The organism is Stenotrophomonas sp. YJH_SMC_133 (genome assembly GCF_059370655.1).
This window is the reverse complement of the sequence record NZ_JCAFTW010000012.1, coordinates 32,325-52,716: the sequence shown is the minus strand read 5'-3', so window position 1 is coordinate 52,716 and position 20,392 is coordinate 32,325. Positions and strand designations below refer to the sequence as shown.

The window sequence follows — 20,392 nt, the reverse complement described above, 5'->3', positions numbered from 1 at the left end:
GCCATACAGATGGTGGAGGTGGGCGGAATTGAACCGCCGTCCGAAGGCACTCCATCCCCAGCACTACATGCTTAGCTCACCGTTGGATCTCGTCCCCGAACAGCACGGCGTGCAAAGCGCATCCGGGAACCAGCCTGTTGTGTTCTAGTGCCGGACTGACAGGCAGCCACCCAGCGCGATTCCATGATAGTGACTCTACACCGCGAGCATGGACACAAGCGGTTTCGAGGCTTAGGCCTTAAGCGGCCAGAGCGTAGTTGTCGTCGTTGGCAACTAGAGTTTTGCAGCTGGATTTACGAGGAAAGCTACCCCCTCGGCATGCGCCAGGCGACTTCACAACCCCCGTCGAAACCAATGCACCCCCGGTTTCTTCAAGTATTGCAAGGCTTTCCGACCCTCGGTTGACCAAATGTTGACCAAGAGCCTGCCTAACGACGTCGATGGTACGGCAATCTTCCTGAACAGTCACGTGGCGCGTTCCATGGGGAGCCCCGCTTGACCCGCCCGCAGGGAAGGGTGGACCGAAAGTTCACCTGAATGGGCAGACGAGCCTCCCTGGAGCCAGATGCCGGTCGCCCGATAAGAATTTGGTTGACAGAGCGGCGGAAATGCATAGAGTTGGCGGTGACAACTTCCCCAATATGCATAAAGGTGGCGCCGTGGCTCAAGGACCTTCTCCGCATTTCCCTCAGCTCTCCGAGCACCGTCTCCGTGTCGTATCCGAGGCTTTGCTTGACGTTCTCTTCGAAACTGAGCGCTTGCTCGATTCCCCGCTTGATGACGGATACACCAGAGGCACTGCTACCTTCGGGCGGCAGCGCAACTCCTTGATTGCGCTTTGCCAGTCTGGGCAGCATGGATGGCTCCAGCTCACCAATTCTGCGATGGATGTGACGTTCGAGATCGAGGGCGTCCCGTGTCGATTCTTTGCCGATGATCCGTCAAGCCCAAAGAAGCCTGGCTTCTACAAGCGCAACGAATCCGATCAGCTTTTCCCCGGTCAGAGCGACGCGCCAGTGATGTTCCGCTTCATTGTGGCCAAACCGCAGGTCGCGGAGGAGGAGCCTGATGTTCACTTCGTCGGATTTGACTCCAATCAAGTAGAGGTCTTCCGCTGGAAGTACTCGACCAGCACCCCCGTCATTGTCAGCGTGGACGATTCTCGGCCCGAGTCTGTCGATCTTTCCGCAGCAGAGGCGCGGTCGCGCCTGGAAGCTGAGTCCAAGAAGGACGACGCTGAAGGGAAGAATCCGTAAGAGCGTGGCAGGAATACTTTATGCAATCTCGAATCCTGGGTGCCAATGTCCGGCTTGCGCGCCTATTCAACGGGTTTAGCCAAGAGGACGTTGCGACGCGAATCGGCAAGACCCGACAGTATGTTCACAAGATCGAGACGGAGCAGCTGACGCCGCCGGACGACGTGGTCGACTACATCTCGGAAATGCTAAGCGTGCGGCCCTCATTCTTTGTGCGTCAGGCAAGTGCTGAGGTCGGCGAAGATCTTTTCCATTTCCGCAAGAGGTTCACTGCCAAGGCCGCGATTAAGCAGGTCGCGCTCGCCAAGGGTGAAATGTTTCGTAGGATTGTAGCGACGCTGGAATCCAAAGTACTTCTTCCGCAGTTGAACATTCCGCAGATTGAAGCCGGTTCAGTGGTCGATATCGAGCAGGCAGCCGAGGCCTGTCGCCGACACTGGGGGCTTGGGCTGGGGCCAATTCAAAACATGATCCGGGTTGTAGAGAACGCTGGGGTTTTGGTGACCAGGTTCAAAGGCGTCGCTCGAGAGGTTGATGCATGTTCGATTGGTACAGCTAGGCCAGTAATTGTGGTTAACGATGCAGAGGCGTCCTCGTGTCGAGGGCGTTTTGATGTGGCACATGAGCTGGGACACCTTGTGATGCATTGTGGCTTGGTCACTGGTGATCGAAAGACTGAGGGCGAGGCCAATCGGTTTGCCGGTGCGTTCTTGCTACCGAGATCGACTTTTGTCAGGGAATTCCCGCCATTGCGTGGCAGACATTTGAACTGGCAGGGATTGGTGGAGATGAAGCTCCGGTGGAAGGTCAGCAAATCGGCAATTCTCTATCGCGCGAAGCAATTGGATGTTATCACTGAAGATCAATATAAGACCGGTGTGATAAGACTGAGTCGAGGCGGAGAGGCTCGCGGTGAGCGGGAAGATGGCTTGATAGCGAACGAGGTGCCCGAGCTTTTTGCGCACGCTGTGCGGCTCAGTTTTCGCGAGTCGCTGCTGTCGTATGACAGTTTCTGCGGCATGTTTGGCGTGGGTCCTGAAGTCGTCGATGAGTTCATTCCGGAGGAAGAATCTAGCCAGACCTATACGAACGACATCGCAAGGTTGCCCAACAATGTTGTTTCTCTCAACGTTAGGCGCTTGGCCAAAGGCCTTTAAGTGATAGGCAGGCCTGGCTGGAACTACCCAGGCCTGCCGCTGAGCGGTCTACCTGCAGCAGTTGGCCGAAAGTGCCTGTTGAGTCGGGTGGTTTGAGGAGGTTGCAGAACTAGTGTGATTGGATGCTTCAGCTTTGCGGTGCCGCCCTTGTAGTGGGTGCTGCTGCAGCGCTCGCCCAAACGCCCGCGACTTCTAAGCCGGCATCGGGGACCATTGAGGGGATCCACCGGCTGTACTTCTTGGCCGTGATCGTCCAGTCCCGGTGTCCCATCTGCCGCGTCACCCACATGACGTTCTCGCCGGCGCTGAGCGCCTGGGAAGCAAAGGTGTGGCGCATCTGATACGGGTACCGGTACCTCACCCCAGCCTTGCGCAGCGCGCGCTGCCATTCGCCGGCGCGAATGTTCTGATCCGACCCCCACCGGGCGTTCGTCCTGGGGTCGTGCAAGACGAACTCGCCGGCGGTGGCGGTGTGGGCGCGCTGAGCTTTCAGGGCATCGATCGCAGGTTGCAGCAACTGCACCTCACGCACGCCGGACTCGGTCTGGCCAAGTCAGCCAAGATGCGCAAGGGCAACTACATCAAGGCCCACAAGTGCGCCAGCGCAGTCCTGCTGGAGGCGCTCCATAGTGGCAGGCGGGGATTTTGCAGGGCGCTGTGGAACGCCGAGAGCTAGCGATAGTCAGTGCTTGAGGGTGAGATGGTCGGCAGTTGCTGCGGTGGCCTGGGTATGGATTGTGTGAAACTCCGTCATCAGTGCGGTGATCTTGTCTTGTGATTCCTTCCATCGCTCAAGGCTTACGGGATCTGGATCTCGCCCGAGTAGGCCAATCGGAGTCTCAACGGCGCTCGTCTGCGCAGCGGCGCGCATCGCAACTCCTGCCATGTGTCGCACCAAAATGCTGCTGGGTTGCCCAAACAGATAGCGGAACGTGGGCTCCAGCGCCAAGATTGCGTCCGCATCTTGCATCTGCCGTTTGCCTCGAAACGACGTTGCGAGGCGCCGGAGCTCCTCGTGGGCCGCGAATCGGCGATCGAACATGTCGAGTTTCAGTTTGTGACGTGCTGTCCTCCACTGCTGGAAGGCGATATAAGCCACTGTCGTAGCGAGGGCCAACTGACCAAAGGCAGTCACCGCCTTCATCTGCAAATCCGTCAAGCCGAGAAACGTCTCAACCATTGCGACACCCTCCCTGTATTGGCCGGGATTATCGCATTTGTTAAGGTTTGTTAGGGAGGTGCATGACGCGCCTTCATGGAAAGACGGCGTATGCCGCGGGGGGAATGAATGGGATGCTGGGCACTGGAGATCAATTGGCCAGTAGTGACACAGGGGTTCGGTGCAGTCGCGCAGGGAGTTGGCGCGTTGGTGCTCGGTGGCGTTGGCGTGTGGGGTCTTTCAAGCTGGAAAACGCAAGCGAAGCTGGGGAAGCAGCAAGCGGTTGCCGAAGAAGGACTAACGTTGGCCTACCGGGTGCTAGACGCGATTGAGGTCATACAGAAGCCGAGCATGTGGCAGGAGGAGTTGGACCTGATTGAGCGGCGTCCAGATGAGAGCGATGAGCACTACTTTGCTCGAGCTTTCTACGCTGTGGTTGAGCTGCGATCCGCGCAGTACACAGAGCTTGTTGCACAACTTGCTGCGATGCATTTCAGAGTTCAGGCGCTCCTTGGGGAACAGCCGTCTCAGGCGCTCAAAGACGTGCTGGATGGTTATGACAAGGTCCTGAAGAATGCACGTTCAGCTGGGCGAGCAGTCGAGAAAATTCGCAAGCTTGAACTCGCACTAGAGACGGAGCAGGACTCCAGAAAGAAGATGATGCTGGGACTTGCATCGGCAAGACTCAAAACCCTCGAAGAGTTTTTCTGGCCAGACTCCGACTACCAAGATGTGCTTGAGACTGATGAGTATCATCCAGTCCGAGATCCCGATGTGGCGGGAATACGTCGGAATGTTGAAGGACAACTACAGCAGTTCGCTAGGCTTGGTGATTAGTGTTCAGACACATGACCTCAGTTGTTCCTCATGAGGAGCCTCAGTTGCCTCGGGAACCGAAAGTAGGTTTGAAATCCCATAGTGGGCGTTTTTGTGGGCGCCTCAATTCAAAGGCCGTTGATTGACCAGGACGTGGGAGTCCACTGGTCAATCAGCGGCCTTCTTGTTTGCGGGGTAGAGCAGTTCGGCAGCTCGCGTGGCTCATAACCACGAGGTCGGTGGTTCGAATCCACCTCCCGCTACCAAATGGCCGGTAGTCATGGCCATCACTCAAGCCAGCGCATAGGCCGTCGTGAGACGCGCCGCTGGTGCCCGCGCGACCTTGCAACTGCGGGTGCCCAAGAGGCTGAAGGACATGATCAAGGCCGGCCGCTATGCGACACAGGGAGTGAACACCCTGCGCGGCGATCCCGTCGTGGCCGATCTGTCGCCTTGGGAGATCCTGCGGCAGGCCAACGGCTTCGCGCCGGAAAAGGTGTCCAGGCGGTGCGAGACGACCCGGGCGCTGAAGAACTACGAGCAGCACATACTCGATCGCCGCAAATCACTGGTAAATGCCTTCGCTATGGCGCTGCGCAATGGTGACGCTAGCGATCGCGCCTCCGTTCTGGCCAAGATCCGCGACTTCAACAAGGTCAATCCGGAACTGGCCATCACTTCAAGCGGTCTGCAGCGGTCCATCAAGAACCGCGCCCGCTATAGCGCCAGGGCCGAGGCCGGGATCATCCTCAACCCGAAGCTGGCCGCGCGTCTGAACAAAGCCGTGACGGAATAGTTGCTGCAACTTTGCCCTGCCATCGGATCTGCTTGGATGAAACCAATGTGAAGACGCCGGCGATGGTGCCGGCCCTATCGATACAGGGGCATTGGTTGATGGACAAGAAGGACTTGCAGGTGGTTGCCAGTGGAAAGGGATCGCAGGAGAAAGCCCAGCCGAGGGACAGTGGCGCTGGTTTTCTTTCGCCTGCAACAGGCTTGGAGGTGGGGCCCAAGGCATCGAGGGGGCGGCACTCCCGCCGCCAGACGCTGGAGAAGGGCATGGAAGATGAGCGGCACAAGGCTCAGGTGGTCTCGATGGACGCCTTCAAGGCAGGCCGGGTAGGGCGGATCCCGCCGGAGGTGTTGGATATGTATGACCAGCTGACACGTGACCAGCACGCGCTAGTGCGGACCTCGTTCGTGCTCCTCGCGGCAATGCGGAGACGATTGGGCTTGCCCGATCTGTGATGTTCCGGGAGGCCGCTTTTGCGGCCTCTCGCAGAACTAGTGCTCAGCTAGATTCTTCGCCAAGAAATTCTTTCCATTATCAATAATGGTGCTGCTTCGCCCAAGAAACTCTGCGTCTGTTTCAACTTGTGGGCCGCGAACTGGATTGACGACATGAGTCGAGTGGTAGTACGCAGTTCCGAGGACGTAGTGAATGAATACTTCGTGATCTCTCGCTGTTTCCGGATGAAAGTCCTTATATCCGCCCGGGCCTGGTGCGCAATGCGTGACATTTACCACTATTGCGTGTTCGCATTTGATGCTGAGTTTTAGAAAGGCGGAGTGGCAATTGTCGCAAGGAAACTCGTTGATTGAGATTCGCTGCGAGACAAGTGAAGTTGTGTTGTACATCAGTCTGTCTTCTTCGCAATTGCACCTTGATTTGGCGTCGCTCTTGATTTCCCGCCAAGCGCCGGACTCGCTCCGCTTCTGGAGTGTTCCTTTAACCGCACCAATTCTGTTTCCAATTGGCATAGTGGTCCCTATAGGGTTTTGGTGGATAGTTGTGGTTTCCGGTTTGAGCATCGAGCCTCCAGGCTTCTCGGTACCCGCCGAATCGTCTCAAAGTGCATTGGGCGGGCAGGTCGCGCCTTCTGGCCCATAGGTCCACTGGGCCGCCGCAGGGGGCCCTTCACTGGCCCGGACGCTCACGGAGCAGTAAGGCCGGCATGCTGTAATTCGGCCATGTGTTATTCCGCCTAGATCACCGCTGCCTACCAGAAGCTGGTCCGCATGACCGGCGCCACGCTCTCCCTGCAGGAGTTCGCAGCGCTGTACGCCCACGACCTGGGCAAGAAGCGGCCCAAGGCCCCGAAGGCCATGGATGACGCTTTCCGGGCAGGCGCCACACCGGCGGAGTTTGCGGTGTGGGCAGAGGTCGAGCAGTGGAACCGGGCCGAGGCCGCGGTGCTGGAGCAGGAGCTGTTCGCCAACCGCAAGCGCTTGGCCGATGCCGAGCGTGCGCTGCAGGTGAAGGAGACCAAGAAGGCCCGGGAGGACGTGCGGATCGCCGGCAACAAGATCGACCGGGCCCTGGTCAAGCTTGCTGACCTCAAGCGTTCCCAACCGAAGGACCGTGACAGCCGGATCTTCCCCGGGGTCTACGCCCCAGTGATCATTTCCGAGGGCGGCAAGCTGGTCATCAGGCCCATGCGCTACCAGTGCCGCCTGGCCGGGAAGCCGGCCAACTATGACCAGCGCTTCCCGGGCACCTACAACGCGCGCCGGGATAGCCTGAAGAAATTCTGGACGCCGGCATTCGGCCACACCCATGGGCTGATGGTGGTGGAGACGTTCTACGAGAATGTGGAAGGTCCGGACGGCAAGAACCAGGTGGTGCAGTTCACCCCGCGCACAGGCGAACCGATGCTGGTGGCCTGCCTGTGGTCGCACTGGACGGACCCCGCGGGGAAAGAGCCCGATCCCCTGTCGTTCGCGGCGATCACCGACGATCCCGAGCCCGAAGTGGCTGCGGCTGGCCACGATCGGACGATCATCAACATCAAGCCCGAGCACGTCGATGCCTGGCTCAATCCGGACCCGGTTAACCTGGCCGCGTTGCATCGGATCTTCGACGACAAGCGGCACCCCTTCTACGAGCACCAGCTCGCCGCATAGGAGGGGAGCGACCGTGGCGTGGCAATAGAGTGCTCACAATCGCAGATGCTGCGACCGCCATTCGTATCCTGCCGGCCATGCCGCGTCCCGACTCCTTCTACTGGACCGCACGCTCTGCGAGCTGGCCGGACGATCCGCTGACTGTGATTGTCAGCCAGGGCGTCTGGGTTTTGTCCATGACCGAGCGTGTCGATGATGGCATCTGGGTCGCGCACCTCGATCGACATCGGTATGGTCCTGGTAGTGGACCATGTCGGAAATGCACCAGCTACGAGCAGGGTCGCGCCGGCGCCGAGCTCTGGGGGGCGAGGCACGAGGCGAGGCTGTGGGACGACGTGGCCAATCGATGATGGTTGTGAAATCTGCAAGTATCTGGGGGTGCAGCAGGATAGGTTCGTCCGGCGTTGCGAACGACAGCACGATCAGATACCCATCCCGTGCACTTGGCCGGCCTCTTCCTGTAGGGCAATAAGCGAGTCCCAGTCGGCCGTCGCCATTGCCGCCAGCTTTCGGTCTTCAATTTTCTGGAGTGCGCTCGCCTCGTGCTGCGTGTGAGTCTCCGGTATATAGGGGGGGGGGGGGGGGATGCGGTGGGCAAGTGCATCCCGATAGGGCTTCAAGTAGGTATCGCGCCAAGCGACCATTTCAGCTGTGGTCAAGTGATCAACCAGAAGCTGCGGAAGCACCTCTTGCGTCCACGCCTTGAACAGATCGACGTGATTGCGGTTGATCTGACTCTGGAGGCCGTGCCAATGGAGGTAAGCCCAAGCCATGTTGTCCATGACTCCAACCGTGTGAATCAAAAATGCCTGAAGGTTGATAGTTGCGCGCTTTATGACGTCGCGCGATACCTTCGTGCGCGCCGGCGGGATAAGAGTAAAGACTGCGTCCGCAGTGACGAGCATTGTGTCCAGCCTGCGACCAACGCCTTGGGTCAACTGGTCCTTCGCCCCAGTTGGGGCAGTTGCTGACAGCTGCCATAGAGTAATCAGGAGGTCCGTGACCTGGGGTCTGAGGGCCCTCCAATTCTCGAGGAGGTACGCCACGGCCTTCGGCGAGTATTGGGATTGACGGGGCTCGCTGGTCATGCGCGGACTATAGCCGTAGGCGTGCCGGAGTCGCCAATTTGATCTATTCGACAGATCATTCAGGCAGGATATGCGCTCACCAAGGAAGACGAGAATGGCATGCCAATAGAAATTCTGATTGCGCCCGCGGCGCCCGCGGCAGAGTCGGCGAGCGAATTCTGGAAGTACGGCCTGCCCGTTGTCTCGCTGGTCGCGGGCATCTTGCTGAAGGCGGGGTTGGATTTTTTCCTCGAGCGCCGCCGTGATGCGGCACAGGAAGCGAAGCGCTTGGTCGAGCGCCGCGATGCGCTAAGGGCCAAGCGAATAGAGGCGGAACGAGGCAATCTACTTGCGGTGCAGCCGGTTCTCGTCGGCTTGCTTCATGCTGGCCGAAAGGTTCGAAACGCGCGGACTGCAGCCCAGACAACGGGAGAGGATTGGTCCAAAGCAACAATCGACCCTGAGTTGGTTCCGAAAGTTGAGGAATGGGCTGCGCTGCTATTGCCGATTCGGGCTCGCATCCATTCGTCGAAGGTGACGACACCTATGGATACCTTCATCAACAAGTTCTGGAAGGCTTTCAGAGCAAAGAGCAATGAAGAAGCGGAGAGTCTGTGGGACGAAACGTCATCAGCCCACACCAAACTGCAGGCCGAGATCGGTCGGGTCATCAAACAGCTTGAGGATGAGAACTACCAGCTGAAAGATCCGCCGGCGAGCTGAGGACGGCAGTGGTCAACATCGGATGTTGACCAAGAAGTTGACCAAACGCTGCCAATCCATGCCCATTTCTGCCCATGCGGCAGTCATGAACAAAAAAGCCCATCAAGCTAAGGCATTGATGGGCTTCGTTATTTCTGCTTCCTGGAAACCGGCGCCGATGGCGTCACGGGGACAATGCACCCCCGGCTTCTACAGTGCTGCAAGGTACAGGGCCTATCCCGCGTTGCCACGGTCAGGGCCTGCCCAACGGTTGCAATGCTACGGCAAAACAGCTGAACAGTCACCTTTGCAATCCACAACACGTTGTAGAGCCGCCGTCATAGCGGATTGGTAACGTCATTGGCACGAATTTGCGACACACTGGCGACGACCATCCGAGCCAGGACAGACACGGAGACTGTGGGTGACCGATGCAAGCCAACAACGCAGCCTGCGACAGCTGATCGGGCCGGTCGGTGCCGACTATCAGCGGCGCGCGTTGCCGCCCGGCTGGGTCTGGGCCGTGCTGGCGGTGCTGCTGGCGGCCACCTGGGTGACGGAGTTGCCGGCCACGGCCGCAGCGGCACTGGTCGCCAGCGCGGTGGTGGTGCACTGGTCGCAGCGCGGGCGCATCCATTGGCTCGGCTGGCGCCTACCGGGCCTGGCCGTACTGGCGGCCCTGCTGTGGGGGCCGGAAGTACTGTCGCAGTGGTTCGAGCACGGGCTGGCCGTGGTCCTGATGTCGCTGGCCAGTCTCAGTATTGGCGTGCACGTGTGGCAGTCGCGGCAGTTGGCGCGCCAGCTGCAGGGCGCCGCCGATGCGCTGGATGATGCCCAGTTGCTGTCGTTGCTGCCCGATGATGCCGCGCAGCTGGCCCAGCAGTGGCGGGAAGGCGATGACCGCTACGCGCCGGAACTGGCGGTGGTGATGCACCTGGCGGTGATGCACGCGGCGCTGGCGCCGCGCATGCGCGGGCAGGGCATGCTGGCGGGGTGACCCGCCTTTTGTAGCGTCGAGCCATGCTCGACTGCTTTTCTTACCGAAGCCGAGCATGGCTCGGCTCTACAGAAAACCAAGGCAGCCGAGCATGGCCCGGCTTTACAGGGTGATGCGCAGCGGCTTTACGCGTCGCGGTTGCCGCGACGCATCACGCGCTGCTTCTCGATCGCCCAGTCGCGGTCCTTGGCGGCATCGCGCTTGTCGTGGGTCTGCTTGCCCTTGGCCAGCGCGACTTCGAGCTTGATCTTGTTCTTGCTCCAGTACATCGCGGTGGGCACGATCGTGTAGCCATCGCGCTCGACCTTGCCGACCAGCTTGTCGATCTCGCTCCGGTGCAGCAGCAGCTTGCGCTCGCGCCGGTCGTTGGCCACCACGTGGGTGGAGGCCTGGATCAACGGGGTGATCTGGGCGCCGATCAGGAAGATCTCGCCGTGCTTCACGTAGGCGTAGGCATCGATGATGTTGCCGCGGCCAGCGCGGATCGACTTCACCTCCCAGCCCTGCAGTGCCAGGCCGGCCTCGAAGCGTTCTTCGATGTGGTACTCGTGGCGGGCACGCTTGTTCAACGCGATGGTCTTGTTGGCCGTCGCGCTCTTTGCTTTATCCTTGCCGCTGTTCTTGCTCATTTCCGTATTGTCTCCGATTCGGGCCCGCCCGGTCGATTGCCGAAACGTCCTGTATTCATGCCTACTATCCGCCGCAGCGCCTTGGTCGAACATTCGTCCGCGCGCATGTTCGACCTGGTCAACGATGTCCAGGCCTATCCGCGCCGCTTCCGCTGGTGCTCGGCTGCCCAGATCCTGGAGCAGGGCGAGGACCGGCTGGTGGCGCGCCTGGACCTGGGCCTGGGTTCGTTCAGCACCTGGTTCCAGACCGAAAACACCCTGCAGCGCCCGCACAGCATCGACATGCAGCTGCGCGATGGCCCGTTCAAGCAGTTGCACGGCCGCTGGGAATTCCATGCGCTGGCCGAGGACGCCTGCAAGGTCACCCTGACCCTGGAATTCGAGCCCAGCTCGCGCCTGCTGGGGCCGGCCCTGGCGATCGGCTTCCAGGGTCTGGCCGATCGGATGGTCAATGATTTCGTCCGCGTCGCCGACGAGGCCTGAGCGATGATCGAGGTCGAGGTGGTGCTGGCCTGGCCGCAGCAGGTGCTGTCGCGCCGGCTGCAGCTGGACGAGGGCGCGACCGTGGCCGATGCCATTGCCGCCGCCGCGCTGGAAGGCAGTGACCGATGCCCGGCTGTGGCCGTGCATGGCGTACTGGCGCGCCCGCAGCAGGTGTTGCTGGAGGGTGACCGCATTGAGCTGCTACGCCCGTTGCTGGCCGACCCCAAGGACAACCGCCGGCGACGCGCGCTCGGCGGTTGATGCCCGCAACCCGTCCGTGGGGACGGGCAGGGCCTCAGCGGCCCTTCTTCTTCTTGTCCTTCGGCAGGTTGCGGCCGAACTGACGCACGGTCTGCTGGGCCAGTGCCTTGTCGTTGCCCGGGAAGTAATCGCCTTCCCAACGGGTCACGGTGTCATTCTCGAAGAACACCACGAAGTTCTTCACTTCAGTACGTCCCAGGCGGTTCACCCGCTGGCTGGAGGTGTAGTCCCAGCGCTGGGCGTGGAACGGATCGGGAATGGACGGGGTGCCCAGCAGCGCGGTGACCTGCTGCTTGCTCTGCCCGACCTGCAGCTTGGCCACGGCATCTTCCCGGATCAGGTTGCCCTGATAGATGGGTTGCTTGTAGATGATGCCGCACCCGGTGGTGGACAGGGCGACGGCGGCGACCAACAGGAGATTGCGCATCGGGACTGGCGGTTGGGGAAATCAAACCGATGATACACTCCCGGCGTGCCACCGCGACCCAATCCGAGGCAGCTGGCGCTAAATCGCCAATGAACGGAGACCTATGGAAACCCACGACCTGCGTAAAGTCGGCCTGAAGGTGACCCATCCGCGGATGCGGATCCTGGCGCTGCTCGAGCAGCGCAATGCCCAGCACCACATGACCGCCGAAGACATCTACCGCCAGCTGCTGGAGCATGGCGACGAGATCGGCCTGGCGACGGTGTACCGGGTGCTGACCCAGTTCGAGGCCGCCGGCCTCGTGCTCAAGCACAATTTCGAGGGTGGCCAGGCGGTCTACGAGCTTGACCGTGGCGGCCACCACGACCACATGGTCGACGTGGACAGCGGCAAGATCATCGAGTTCGAGAGCCATGAGATCGAGGAGCTGCAGCGCAAGATCGCAGCCGACCACGGCTACGAGCTGGAAGAGCACTCGCTGGTGCTGTACGTGCGCAAGAAGCGCAAGTAAGCCGATCCAGCCAGCCAGATGCGACGAAACCCCGGGCCTGCCCGGGGTTTTTCGTTGCCGGGTCGCGTGCTGGGGTCAGAGCCCTTTGCTGGCGCAAAGGGATCCGACCCCGGCCGACCCCTGACCTCCAAGCAGCACGTCCAGATCCACCGCCTCGGCCATCGCCCGGTTCCCCGCATCACCCGGATGCAGGTGATCGCCGGAGTCGTAGGCAGCGGCCATCCGTGACGGATCGGCCGGATCGCGCAGGGCCGCGTCCAGGTCGATCACCGCGTCGAACGGCCCGTCGGTGCGCAGCCAGGCATTGAGCTGGCGGCGCAGGGCGTCCTTGTCCGAGTGGTAGTAGTCGTCCAGCGGCGTGCCGGGCAGGGCGCCGGCGAACGGCATCAGGGTGGCGCCGAGGATGCGTAGACCCCGCCGATGGGCCTGTTCGGCCAGGGCGCGGTAGCCCGCCTGCAGCTCGGCAAGCGCGGGCCGCGCCTGCTTGCGGGCGAAGGCGGTGCCGGGCCAGCTGATGTCGTTGATGCCGATCAGCACGATCACGCTGGACACGCCAGGCTGATCCAGCACATCGCGTTGGAAGCGCGCCGTCGCGGATTCCCCCATGCCGTCGTGCAAGAGGCGGCCACCGGAGATGCCGGCATTAACCACGGCGATGCCCCGCGGTGCCAAACGCGCGGCCAGATGGTCGGTCCAGCGCTGGTCCTGGTCGAGGCTGGCGGTGGCGCCGTCGGTGATCGAATCGCCGATCACCACCACGCTGCGTGCGCTGGTCGGCGCCTCGACCTCGATGCCGGCCAGGAACAGGCGGGCCGTGGTGCTGCTGGCCCCGCTCAGTGCCTGGGCCTGGCTCTGGTCGCCAGGCGCAATCCAACTGGTCTGCCTGCCCTCCCAATGGAACGTCTGTACCGGCATCGGCCCCGGCACGAAGACGCTGACCTGCAGCGCCTGCCGGTCAGCCGTGGCCAGTGGCAGCGGATCGCTCAGCCGTTCCTGCCCGGGGCCGATCAGCACTCCGGGCTGGCCTTCGAAACTGAGCGGCTGCGGGGTGTCCCCCGCCCGGGCGGCCACGCTCGCCGCCCCGATCCGCAGTGGTTGAGTGCCGTAGGCATTGCTCAGCCGCACCCGCAGCCGAGACCCGCCCAGGCTGATACGTGCCGTCTGGCGGAAGGTCTGGTCCTGCAGAGCGGCTGGGACCAGGGTCGGAAACAGGAATTCCGCGCCCCAGACCGGTTGCGGGCTGGCCTGCCAGCTGGCGACCCACTGTGGCGCAGGGGCGGCGCTGGCGGCACTGGACAGGCCGATCAATGCGGTGGTGACGAGCTGGCTGAAGCGATTCATCGGGCAATCCCGGGTGGAGGGAAGGCCATGGTGATTCCGTACTCATCTGTGAACTAGACTGCGCATGGACAATCATCTGTGAACTGGATTCATTGCCATGGCGCGCTCCGACATCAACCGATCCGGCGAACTGGAAGTGTTCGTGCGGGTGATCGAGACCGGGGGCTTTTCCGCAGCCGCCCGAACGTTGGAGATGACCCCGTCGGCGGTCAGCAAGCTGGTGGCGAGGCTGGAACAACGGCTGGGGACGCGCCTGCTGCAGCGTTCCACCCGCCAGCTGCAGCTGACTCCCGAGGGCTGCGCGTTCTACGAGCGCGGCCTGCGCGTGCTGGCCGACCTGGACGAGGCCGAGCGCTGCGCCAGTGCTCACGCCGAGCCGCGTGGACGCCTGCGGGTCAATTCCAACGTGCCGTTCGGCCAGCATTTCCTGTTGCCGTTGCTGCCGGCGTTCCTGCAGCGCAATCCGCAGGTAGGCGTGGACCTGACCCTCAACGACGAGGTGATCGACCTGCTGGAGCAGCGCACCGACGTGGCGGTGCGGGCCGGTCCGCTGAAGAGCTCGAGCCTGGTGGCGCGGCGGCTGGGCGCGACGCGGATGATGATCGTGGCTGCACCGGCCTACGCGCAGCGGCACGGGCTGCCACGCACTGCCGAGGAGCTGCAGTCGCACAACCGGCTGGATATCGGCCATGCGCGCGCGATGCAGGGCTGGCCGTTGCTGCAGGACGGGCGCGAACGCATGCTGCTGCCCAGTGGCAACGCCCGCGCCAGCAACGGCGATGCGCTGCGCCAGCTGGTGCTGGGTGGGTTGGGCATGGCGCGGCTGGCAGCATTCCAGGTGCAGCAGGATATTGCCGCCGGGCGCCTGCTGCCGGTGCTGGAAGAGGCCAACCCCGGTGACCTGGAAGAGGTACACGCGGTGTTCCTGGGGCAGGGCGGCTACCTGCCGCTGCGGGTGCGCGCGTTTCTTGATTTCCTGGTGGAGAACGTCGACCTGACGCAGCCACGGGGGTAGTGCCGGCCGCTGGCCGGCAACCTCACGATCTTCGCCCACCTGTGTTGGGTTGCCGGCCAGCGGCCGGCACTACCGTGCGGAAGCCGGGCCTATGCCCGGCTCGGGCGGCGTTACACCTGCAGCAGCTTGCGCGCGGCGGCGCGCGCTTCCTTGCTCACTTCCACGCCGCCGAGCATGCGTGCCAGCTCTTCCTCGCGCGCCTTGCTGTCCAGCTTTTCCACGGCGCTCTGGGTCATGCCTTCCACCGGGGCCTTGCTGACCCGGTAATGGGCATGGCCCTTGGAGGCAACCTGCGGCAGGTGGGTCACGCACAGCACCTGGCGCTTCTCGCCGAGCGCGCGCAGCTTCTGGCCAACGATGTCAGCCACTGCGCCGCCGATGCCGGAGTCGACTTCGTCGAACACCATGGTCGGTACTGCATCCAGGTCCAGCGCGGCCACTTCGATGGCCAGCGAGATGCGTGACAGTTCGCCGCCGGAGGCCACCTTGCGCAGGGCGCGCGGCGGCTGGCCGGCATTGGCTGCGACCAGGAATTCCACGCGCTCGGCACCCTGCGGGTCGGGCTTGGCGGCGTCCTGCGGTTCCAGCTCGATCAGGAACTGGCCGCCGCCCATGCCCAGCTCGGCGATGATGCCGGTGGTGGTGGCCGACAGCTCGGCAGCAGCGCTGCGACGGCTGGCGGTCAGCACTTCGGCCTGTGCGCGCCAGACGGCGGCGGCCTTGTCGATCTCGCCGGCCAGGCGCTGCAGGCGTTCGTCGGCGCCGCGCAGCTGTTCCACTTCGGCGTGCATGCGCTCGCGCTGCGCACCCAGCTCGTCCATCGGCACGCGGTGCTTGCGGGCCAGGTCGTGCAGACGGCCGAGGCGGCGCTCGTTCTCCTCGAACTGTTCGGGGTCGGCGTCGAGGTCGTCATGCACCCGGTCCAGCAGCGACAGGGCTTCGTGCAGCTGAATCGAAGCGTTCTCGATCAGGCCATCCACCTCGCCCAGGCGCGGGTCGTGCTCGATCAGGCGCGACAGCTCGTGGCGCACCTGCTGCAGCAGGTCCAGCGCGGAGCTGCCGTCGTCGCCGTTGAGCTGGTTGCTGGCGGCCTGGCAGGCGCTCAGCAGGGCGCTGGCATGGGCCTGGCGGCGGTGGCTGGCGCCGAGTGCGGCAATCGACTCCGGCTCCAGGTCTTCACGGTCCAGCTCGCGCAGCTGGTGCTCCAGGAAGCCGATCCGGTCACTGACGTCGCCCTGTTGCGACAGCGCCAGCGATTCATCGACCAATGCCTGCCAGGCCGCGGCGGCGCGTCGCACCTGGCGGCGTTCGTTCTCGTTGCGCGCATAGGCGTCGAGCAGGGCCAGCTGCGACGGGCGCGTCAGCAGGGCCTGCTGTTCGTGCTGTCCGTGGATCTCCACCAGCAGCGAGGCCAGGTCGCCCAGCTGCGCCAGGGTCACCGGGCGGCCGTTGATCCAGGCCCGCGAACCGCCATCGGCGCGGATGACCCGGCGCAGCTGGCACTGCTCCTCGTCGTCCAGCTCGTTGTCGGCCAGCCACTGGCGTGCAGCCTGCAGCTGCTCCAGCGCAAACTCGGCCGAAAGCTCGGCGCGCGCGGCGCCGTGGCGGACCACGCCGCTGTCGGCGCGCAGGCCGGACAGGAAGCCCAGCGCGTCGACCATCAGCGACTTGCCGGCGCCGGTCTCGCCTGAAACCACGGTCATGCCTGGCCCGAACTCCAGTTCGGTGGCGCGGACGACGGCGAAATCCTTGATCGAAAGATGTCTGAGCATGGGTAAGGGGGTATCAGCAGCCGCGCAACGCTAGCACGCGGGCGAGGGAGGTCCAATGACTTGCCAAGGTGATGCGCCGCCATTATCTAGTGTCCGTGTCTCACAGGTTGATTCCATGCACGGTTCTCCCGACCAGCTTGCCCCGCGTGCGCGCCATCTGCTGCGCACGCTGATCGCGCGTTACATCCAGGACGGCGAGCCGGTCGGCTCGCAGACGCTGGCGCGCGTGGCCGGGCTGGAGGTCAGTCCGGCCACCATCCGCAACATCCTGGGTGACCTGGAAGACCTGGGGCTGCTGGCCTCGCCGCACACCTCCGCCGGGCGGGTCCCGACCGCACATGGCTACCGGGTCTTCGTCGACAGCCTGCTGCAGATGCAGCCGCCGGGCGAAGGCGAGCTGGCCCGGTTGCGCCAGGAACTGGCTGGCGGCGGCAGCACCCAGGCCCTGCTCGGCAGCGCCTCGGAGCTGCTGTCGGCGATGAGCCACTTCGTCGGCGTGGTCAGCGCGCCGCGACGCGAGCAGTTCGCCTTCCGCCAGATCGACTTCGTGGCGCTGGACGGGCGCCGGGTGCTGGCGATCCTGGTGTTTGCCGACAACGAGGTGCAGAACCGCGTCATCGAGACCCGGCAGGAGTTCGCGCCGGGCCAGCTGGAGCAGGTGGCCAACTATCTCAATGCCCATTTCGCCGGCCTGCCGATGGCCGAGATCCGCACCCGACTGCTGCTGGAACTGCGCGATGCCCGCTCCGAGCTGGAACAGCTGCTGGCGCACAGCATCGAGCTGGCCGAGCAGGCCCTGCAGCCGGCGGCCGACGACATGCTGGTGGCCGGCCAGACCCGCCTGATGGGGGTGCAGGACCTGTCCGACCTGGAGCGCCTGCGCGAGCTGTTCGAGCTGTTCTCCAGCAAGCGGGAGATCCTGCAGCTGCTGGAGCGGACCATCCAGGCGCCCGGCGTGCGCATCTTCATCGGCGAGGAGACCGGGATGATGCCGCTGCAGGGCGTCTCGCTGGTCACTGCCCCTTACACGGCCAATGGCCAGGTGCTGGGCGTGCTGGGGGTGATCGGCCCCAAGCGGATGGCCTACGACCGCGTGATCCCGCTGGTGCAGGCTACCGCCGATGTACTGGGCGCGGCGTTTTCGCCAGCCGGCCGGCCGCCGGGAACATCCGACGCTTGAAACGCAGCATCCCGCCCACACTAGGGTGGGTGGAGGCGGAGATTGACCGCCAGGGACCCAGACATGAACCACGAACAGCCAGATATCGAATCCCAGCAGAGTGCCGCCGATGCGGCCGCCACCGCCGGCGTCAACGACGAAGTCGAGCGCCTGCGCGCCGAAATCGAACAGGTCAAGGCCGATGCCCTGCGTGAGCGCGCCGACCTGGAGAACCAGCGCAAGCGCGTTGCCCGTGACATCGAACAGGCCCGCAAGTTCGCCAACGAGAAGCTGCTGGGCGATCTGCTCCCCGTGTTCGACAGCCTGGATGCCGGCCTGAAGGCCGCCGGCGACGACCCGCACCCGCTGCGCGAAGGCCTGGAGCTGACCTACAAGCAGCTGCTGAAGGTGGCCGCCGACAACGGACTGGTCCTGCTGGACCCGATCGGCCAGGCGTTCAACCCGGAACACCACCAGGCCATCAGCCAGGTGCCGACGCCGGGCGCCGCCCCGGGCAGCGTGGTGACCGTGTTCCAGAAGGGCTACCTGCTCAACGAGCGCCTGCTGCGGCCGGCGCTGGTGGTGGTGGCCGCCGATTGATGGACCAGGCCGGGCTTTGCCCGGTCCCGGTTGTGCCAGGCCATGCCTGGCAAGGTTTTCCAGGCGCTGAACACAGCGTTCGGGAGATGGCTTGAATGTTCCACGAGCCTCCCCCACATCGTATTCATCCACCGGCCGAACGGCCGGACTGACACCAACAAGCATCCTCAGGAGTCTCCCCCATGGGCAAGATCATTGGTATCGACCTCGGCACCACCAACTCGTGCGTGGCGATCATGGACGGCGGCAAGGCCCGCGTCATCGAGAATTCGGAAGGCGATCGCACCACCCCGTCGATCGTCGCCTACACCAAGGACGGCGAAGTCCTGGTCGGTGCCTCGGCCAAGCGCCAGGCCGTGACCAACCCGAAGAACACCTTCTACGCGGTGAAGCGCCTGATCGGCCGCAAGTTCACCGACGCCGAAGTGCAGAAGGACATCGCGCACGTCCCGTACAGCATCCTGGCCCATGACAATGGCGACGCCTGGGTGGCCACCAGCGACGGCAAGAAGATGGCCCCGCAGGAAATCTCGGCCAAGGTGCTGGAAAAGATGAAGAAGACCGCCGAGGACTTCCTCGGTGAGAAGGTCACCGAAGCGGTCATCACCGTGCCGGCCTACTTCAACGACAGCCAGCGCCAGGCAACCAAGGACGCCGGCCGCATCGCCGGCCTGGACGTCAAGCGCATCATCAACGAGCCGACCGCGGCCGCGCTGGCCTATGGCCTGGACAAGGGCGACAACAAGGATCGCAAGATCGTGGTGTACGACCTGGGCGGCGGCACCTTCGACGTCTCGGTGATCGAGATCGCCAACGTCGACGGTGAAAAGCAGTTCGAAGTGCTGGCCACCAACGGCGACACCTTCCTGGGTGGCGAAGACTTCGACAACCGCGTCATCGAGTACCTGGTTGAAGAGTTCAACAAGGACCAGGGCATCGACCTGCGCAAGGATCCGCTGGCCCTGCAGCGCCTGAAGGACGCTGCCGAGCGCGCCAAGATCGAGCTGTCCAGCGCCCAGCAGACCGAAGTGAACCTGCCGTACGTCACCGCTGACGCGTCGGGTCCGAAGCACCTGAACATCAAGCTGACCCGCGCCAAGCTGGAAGCACTGGTGGATGACCTGATCAAGAAGTCGATCGAGCCGTGCCGCGTCGCCCTGAACGATGCCGGCCTGCGTTCGAGCGACATCAGCGAAGTGATCCTGGTCGGCGGCCAGACCCGCATGCCGAAGGTGCAGCAGGCGGTGACCGAGTTCTTCGGCAAGGAACCGCGCAAGGACGTCAACCCGGACGAAGCCGTGGCACTGGGTGCGGCGATCCAGGGTGGCGTGCTCGGCGGCGACGTCAAGGACGTGCTGCTGCTGGACGTGACCCCGCTGTCGCTGGGCATCGAGACCATGGGCGGCGTGTTCACCAAGATCATCGAGAAGAACACCACCATCCCGACCAAGGCCTCGCAGGTGTTCTCCACCGCCGAGGACAACCAGTCGGCCGTGACCGTGCACGTGCTGCAGGGTGAGCGCGAACAGGCCCGCTTCAACAAGTCGCTGGCCAAGTTCGACCTGTCCGGCATCGAGCCGGCCCCGCGTGGCCTGCCGCAGGTGGAAGTGTCCTTCGACATCGACGCCAACGGCATCCTGCACGTGTCGGCCAAGGACAAGAAGACCAACAAGGAACAGAAGGTCGAGATCAAGGCCGGTTCGGGCCTGTCCGAGGAAGAGATCGCGCGCATGGTCGCCGACGCGGAAGCCAACCGCGAAGAAGACAAGAAGTTCCAGGAACTGGTGCAGGCCCGCAACCAGGCCGACGCCCTGATCCACGGTACCCGCAGCGCCATCACCGAGCACGGCAGCAAGGTCGGCGGCGATGTCATCGGCAAGGTCGAGGCGGCCCTGGCCGACCTGGAAACCGCGATGAAGGGTGACGACAAGGCACAGATCGAAGCCAAGTCGAAGGCACTGGAAGAAGCTGGCCAGTCGCTGTTCGCCGCTGCTTCGGCCGACCAGGGCGGTGCCCCGGGTGCCGACGCCGGCAATGCCGGCAAGGCGCAGGACGACGTGGTCGACGCCGAGTTCACCGAAGTCAAGGACGACAAGAAGTCCTGATCCGGACCGACACGGGACGCTGGCCACCAGC

Annotated in this window: 22 protein-coding genes, 1 tRNA gene and 1 other RNA gene; 16 read left to right on the top strand and 8 right to left on the bottom strand. The window is 63.3% G+C overall.

Translation table 11 applies throughout. From position 1 onward, the window contains the following. Positions 1-10: 10 nt before the first annotated feature. Positions 11-364: a transfer-messenger RNA gene (gene ssrA, locus AC5P78_RS17085) on the bottom strand. 394 nt (positions 365-758) lie between these two features. On the opposite strand from ssrA, the gene AC5P78_RS17080 reads away from it, so the two are divergent. Both AC5P78_RS17080 and AC5P78_RS17075 read left to right on the top strand, forming a co-directional pair. After that, a complete protein-coding gene (locus AC5P78_RS17080; RefSeq protein WP_201863785.1) occupies positions 759-1,256 on the top strand; it encodes a hypothetical protein in 498 nt (165 codons plus the stop codon). Between the two features lie 20 nt (positions 1,257-1,276). Further along, positions 1,277-2,413, top strand: a complete 1,137-nt coding sequence (locus AC5P78_RS17075; protein WP_201862386.1) for a helix-turn-helix domain-containing protein — start codon at positions 1,277-1,279, stop codon at positions 2,411-2,413. 127 nt (positions 2,414-2,540) lie between these two features. Here AC5P78_RS17075 and AC5P78_RS17070 read toward each other — a convergent pair whose 3' ends face one another. Both AC5P78_RS17070 and AC5P78_RS17065 read right to left on the bottom strand, forming a co-directional pair. Next, the gene (locus AC5P78_RS17070; RefSeq protein WP_286245818.1) at positions 2,541-2,945 is read right to left on the bottom strand and encodes a site-specific integrase; all 405 of its coding nucleotides are present in this window, start codon (positions 2,943-2,945) and stop codon (positions 2,541-2,543) included. A 150-nt stretch (positions 2,946-3,095) separates the two neighbouring features. Further along, on the bottom strand, positions 3,096-3,593 hold the full coding sequence (locus AC5P78_RS17065; RefSeq protein WP_201862384.1) for a hypothetical protein: 498 nt from the start codon (positions 3,591-3,593) through the stop codon (positions 3,096-3,098). Positions 3,594-3,737: 144 nt separating this feature from the next. Here AC5P78_RS17065 and AC5P78_RS17060 point away from each other — a divergent pair, with 144 nt between their 5' ends. The 5 genes from AC5P78_RS17060 to AC5P78_RS17040 all read left to right on the top strand — a co-directional run bounded on the left by AC5P78_RS17060 (position 3,738) and on the right by AC5P78_RS17040 (position 7,292). Continuing rightward, positions 3,738-4,409 (top strand): hypothetical protein, encoded by a 672-nt coding sequence (locus tag AC5P78_RS17060; RefSeq protein WP_201863783.1) that lies wholly within the window; start codon positions 3,738-3,740, stop codon positions 4,407-4,409. A gap of 168 nt (positions 4,410-4,577) precedes the next feature. Then, positions 4,578-4,654 (top strand) — tRNA-Met (locus AC5P78_RS17055). A gap of 47 nt (positions 4,655-4,701) precedes the next feature. Beyond that, the gene (locus AC5P78_RS17050; RefSeq protein ID WP_322108143.1) at positions 4,702-5,184 is read left to right on the top strand and encodes a PLxRFG domain-containing protein; all 483 of its coding nucleotides are present in this window, start codon (positions 4,702-4,704) and stop codon (positions 5,182-5,184) included. Positions 5,185-5,216: 32 nt separating this feature from the next. Then, positions 5,217-5,636 (top strand): hypothetical protein, encoded by a 420-nt coding sequence (locus tag AC5P78_RS17045; RefSeq protein WP_201862380.1) that lies wholly within the window; start codon positions 5,217-5,219, stop codon positions 5,634-5,636. 771 nt (positions 5,637-6,407) lie between these two features. Continuing rightward, the gene (locus AC5P78_RS17040; RefSeq protein ID WP_236672480.1) at positions 6,408-7,292 is read left to right on the top strand and encodes an SOS response-associated peptidase family protein; all 885 of its coding nucleotides are present in this window, start codon (positions 6,408-6,410) and stop codon (positions 7,290-7,292) included. 422 nt (positions 7,293-7,714) lie between these two features. Here the strand turns inward: AC5P78_RS17040 and AC5P78_RS17035 are convergent, their stop codons facing one another. Next, positions 7,715-8,197 (bottom strand): hypothetical protein, encoded by a 483-nt coding sequence (locus AC5P78_RS17035; RefSeq protein ID WP_495217304.1) that lies wholly within the window; start codon positions 8,195-8,197, stop codon positions 7,715-7,717. Positions 8,198-8,479: 282 nt separating this feature from the next. Between AC5P78_RS17035 and AC5P78_RS17030 the strand changes: the two genes are divergently transcribed. Together AC5P78_RS17030 and AC5P78_RS17025 are read left to right on the top strand one after the other, a co-directional pair. Beyond that, a complete protein-coding gene (locus tag AC5P78_RS17030) occupies positions 8,480-9,082 on the top strand; it encodes a hypothetical protein (protein WP_201862376.1) in 603 nt (200 codons plus the stop codon). Positions 9,083-9,485: 403 nt separating this feature from the next. Continuing rightward, entirely contained in the window at positions 9,486-10,058 is a 573-nt protein-coding gene (locus AC5P78_RS17025; protein ID WP_005409230.1) for a hypothetical protein, read from the top strand. 125 nt (positions 10,059-10,183) lie between these two features. Here AC5P78_RS17025 and smpB read toward each other — a convergent pair whose 3' ends face one another. After that, complete coding sequence (gene smpB / locus AC5P78_RS17020; RefSeq protein WP_005409231.1) at positions 10,184-10,687, bottom strand: SsrA-binding protein SmpB; 504 nt, start codon at positions 10,685-10,687, stop codon at positions 10,184-10,186. A gap of 57 nt (positions 10,688-10,744) precedes the next feature. Between smpB and AC5P78_RS17015 the strand changes: the two genes are divergently transcribed. Then, entirely contained in the window at positions 10,745-11,170 is a 426-nt protein-coding gene (locus AC5P78_RS17015; protein WP_005409232.1) for a type II toxin-antitoxin system RatA family toxin, read from the top strand. A 3-nt stretch (positions 11,171-11,173) separates the two neighbouring features. Further along, positions 11,174-11,431, top strand: coding sequence for an RnfH family protein (locus AC5P78_RS17010; protein ID WP_005409233.1), 258 nt, complete (start codon positions 11,174-11,176; stop codon positions 11,429-11,431). Positions 11,432-11,465: 34 nt separating this feature from the next. Here AC5P78_RS17010 and AC5P78_RS17005 read toward each other — a convergent pair whose 3' ends face one another. Continuing rightward, positions 11,466-11,858 carry an outer membrane protein assembly factor BamE gene (locus tag AC5P78_RS17005; RefSeq protein WP_005409234.1) on the bottom strand — a complete coding sequence of 131 codons (393 nt, stop codon included), beginning with the start codon at positions 11,856-11,858 and terminating at the stop codon, positions 11,466-11,468. A gap of 103 nt (positions 11,859-11,961) precedes the next feature. Between AC5P78_RS17005 and fur the strand changes: the two genes are divergently transcribed. Next, positions 11,962-12,369 carry a ferric iron uptake transcriptional regulator gene (fur, locus tag AC5P78_RS17000; RefSeq protein ID WP_005409235.1) on the top strand — a complete coding sequence of 136 codons (408 nt, stop codon included), beginning with the start codon at positions 11,962-11,964 and terminating at the stop codon, positions 12,367-12,369. Positions 12,370-12,444: 75 nt separating this feature from the next. Here fur and AC5P78_RS16995 read toward each other — a convergent pair whose 3' ends face one another. Beyond that, entirely contained in the window at positions 12,445-13,710 is a 1,266-nt protein-coding gene (locus AC5P78_RS16995) for an SGNH/GDSL hydrolase family protein (RefSeq protein WP_201862374.1), read from the bottom strand. A 97-nt stretch (positions 13,711-13,807) separates the two neighbouring features. Between AC5P78_RS16995 and AC5P78_RS16990 the strand changes: the two genes are divergently transcribed. Beyond that, positions 13,808-14,725, top strand: coding sequence for a LysR family transcriptional regulator (locus AC5P78_RS16990; protein WP_005409237.1), 918 nt, complete (start codon positions 13,808-13,810; stop codon positions 14,723-14,725). Between the two features lie 110 nt (positions 14,726-14,835). Here AC5P78_RS16990 and recN read toward each other — a convergent pair whose 3' ends face one another. Further along, on the bottom strand, positions 14,836-16,497 hold the full coding sequence (gene recN, locus AC5P78_RS16985; protein ID WP_201862372.1) for a DNA repair protein RecN: 1,662 nt from the start codon (positions 16,495-16,497) through the stop codon (positions 14,836-14,838). A gap of 115 nt (positions 16,498-16,612) precedes the next feature. Here recN and hrcA point away from each other — a divergent pair, with 115 nt between their 5' ends. The 3 genes from hrcA to dnaK all read left to right on the top strand — a co-directional run bounded on the left by hrcA (position 16,613) and on the right by dnaK (position 20,361). Further along, on the top strand, positions 16,613-17,677 hold the full coding sequence (gene hrcA, locus AC5P78_RS16980; RefSeq protein WP_005409239.1) for a heat-inducible transcriptional repressor HrcA: 1,065 nt from the start codon (positions 16,613-16,615) through the stop codon (positions 17,675-17,677). 63 nt (positions 17,678-17,740) lie between these two features. Then, positions 17,741-18,256 (top strand): nucleotide exchange factor GrpE, encoded by a 516-nt coding sequence (grpE, locus tag AC5P78_RS16975; protein ID WP_201862371.1) that lies wholly within the window; start codon positions 17,741-17,743, stop codon positions 18,254-18,256. Between the two features lie 182 nt (positions 18,257-18,438). Then, positions 18,439-20,361: a molecular chaperone DnaK gene (gene dnaK, locus AC5P78_RS16970; protein ID WP_005409241.1), complete on the top strand. Its 1,923-nt coding sequence runs from the start codon at positions 18,439-18,441 to the stop codon at positions 20,359-20,361. Positions 20,362-20,392: the final 31 nt, after the last annotated feature.

Excerpts from the sequence above, each read along its gene's own strand:
- AC5P78_RS17075 (WP_201862386.1), top strand. The coding sequence starts at position 1,277 with ATGCAATCTCGAATCCTGGGTGCCAATGTCCGGCTTGCGCGCCTATTC.
- AC5P78_RS17065 (WP_201862384.1), bottom strand. The coding sequence starts at position 3,593 with ATGGTTGAGACGTTTCTCGGCTTGACGGATTTGCAGATGAAGGCGGTG.
- AC5P78_RS17040 (WP_236672480.1), top strand. The coding sequence starts at position 6,408 with ATGACCGGCGCCACGCTCTCCCTGCAGGAGTTCGCAGCGCTGTACGCC.
- AC5P78_RS17035 (WP_495217304.1), bottom strand. The coding sequence starts at position 8,197 with ATGCTCGTCACTGCGGACGCAGTCTTTACTCTTATCCCGCCGGCGCGC.
- AC5P78_RS17030 (WP_201862376.1), top strand. The coding sequence starts at position 8,480 with ATGCCAATAGAAATTCTGATTGCGCCCGCGGCGCCCGCGGCAGAGTCG.
- smpB (WP_005409231.1), bottom strand. The coding sequence starts at position 10,687 with ATGAGCAAGAACAGCGGCAAGGATAAAGCAAAGAGCGCGACGGCCAAC.
- AC5P78_RS17015 (WP_005409232.1), top strand. The coding sequence starts at position 10,745 with ATGCCTACTATCCGCCGCAGCGCCTTGGTCGAACATTCGTCCGCGCGC.
- AC5P78_RS17010 (WP_005409233.1), top strand. The coding sequence starts at position 11,174 with ATGATCGAGGTCGAGGTGGTGCTGGCCTGGCCGCAGCAGGTGCTGTCG.
- AC5P78_RS17005 (WP_005409234.1), bottom strand. The coding sequence starts at position 11,858 with ATGCGCAATCTCCTGTTGGTCGCCGCCGTCGCCCTGTCCACCACCGGG.
- fur (WP_005409235.1), top strand. The coding sequence starts at position 11,962 with ATGGAAACCCACGACCTGCGTAAAGTCGGCCTGAAGGTGACCCATCCG.
- AC5P78_RS16995 (WP_201862374.1), bottom strand. The coding sequence starts at position 13,710 with ATGAATCGCTTCAGCCAGCTCGTCACCACCGCATTGATCGGCCTGTCC.
- AC5P78_RS16990 (WP_005409237.1), top strand. The coding sequence starts at position 13,808 with ATGGCGCGCTCCGACATCAACCGATCCGGCGAACTGGAAGTGTTCGTG.
- recN (WP_201862372.1), bottom strand. The coding sequence starts at position 16,497 with ATGCTCAGACATCTTTCGATCAAGGATTTCGCCGTCGTCCGCGCCACC.
- hrcA (WP_005409239.1), top strand. The coding sequence starts at position 16,613 with ATGCACGGTTCTCCCGACCAGCTTGCCCCGCGTGCGCGCCATCTGCTG.
- grpE (WP_201862371.1), top strand. The coding sequence starts at position 17,741 with ATGAACCACGAACAGCCAGATATCGAATCCCAGCAGAGTGCCGCCGAT.
- dnaK (WP_005409241.1), top strand. The coding sequence starts at position 18,439 with ATGGGCAAGATCATTGGTATCGACCTCGGCACCACCAACTCGTGCGTG.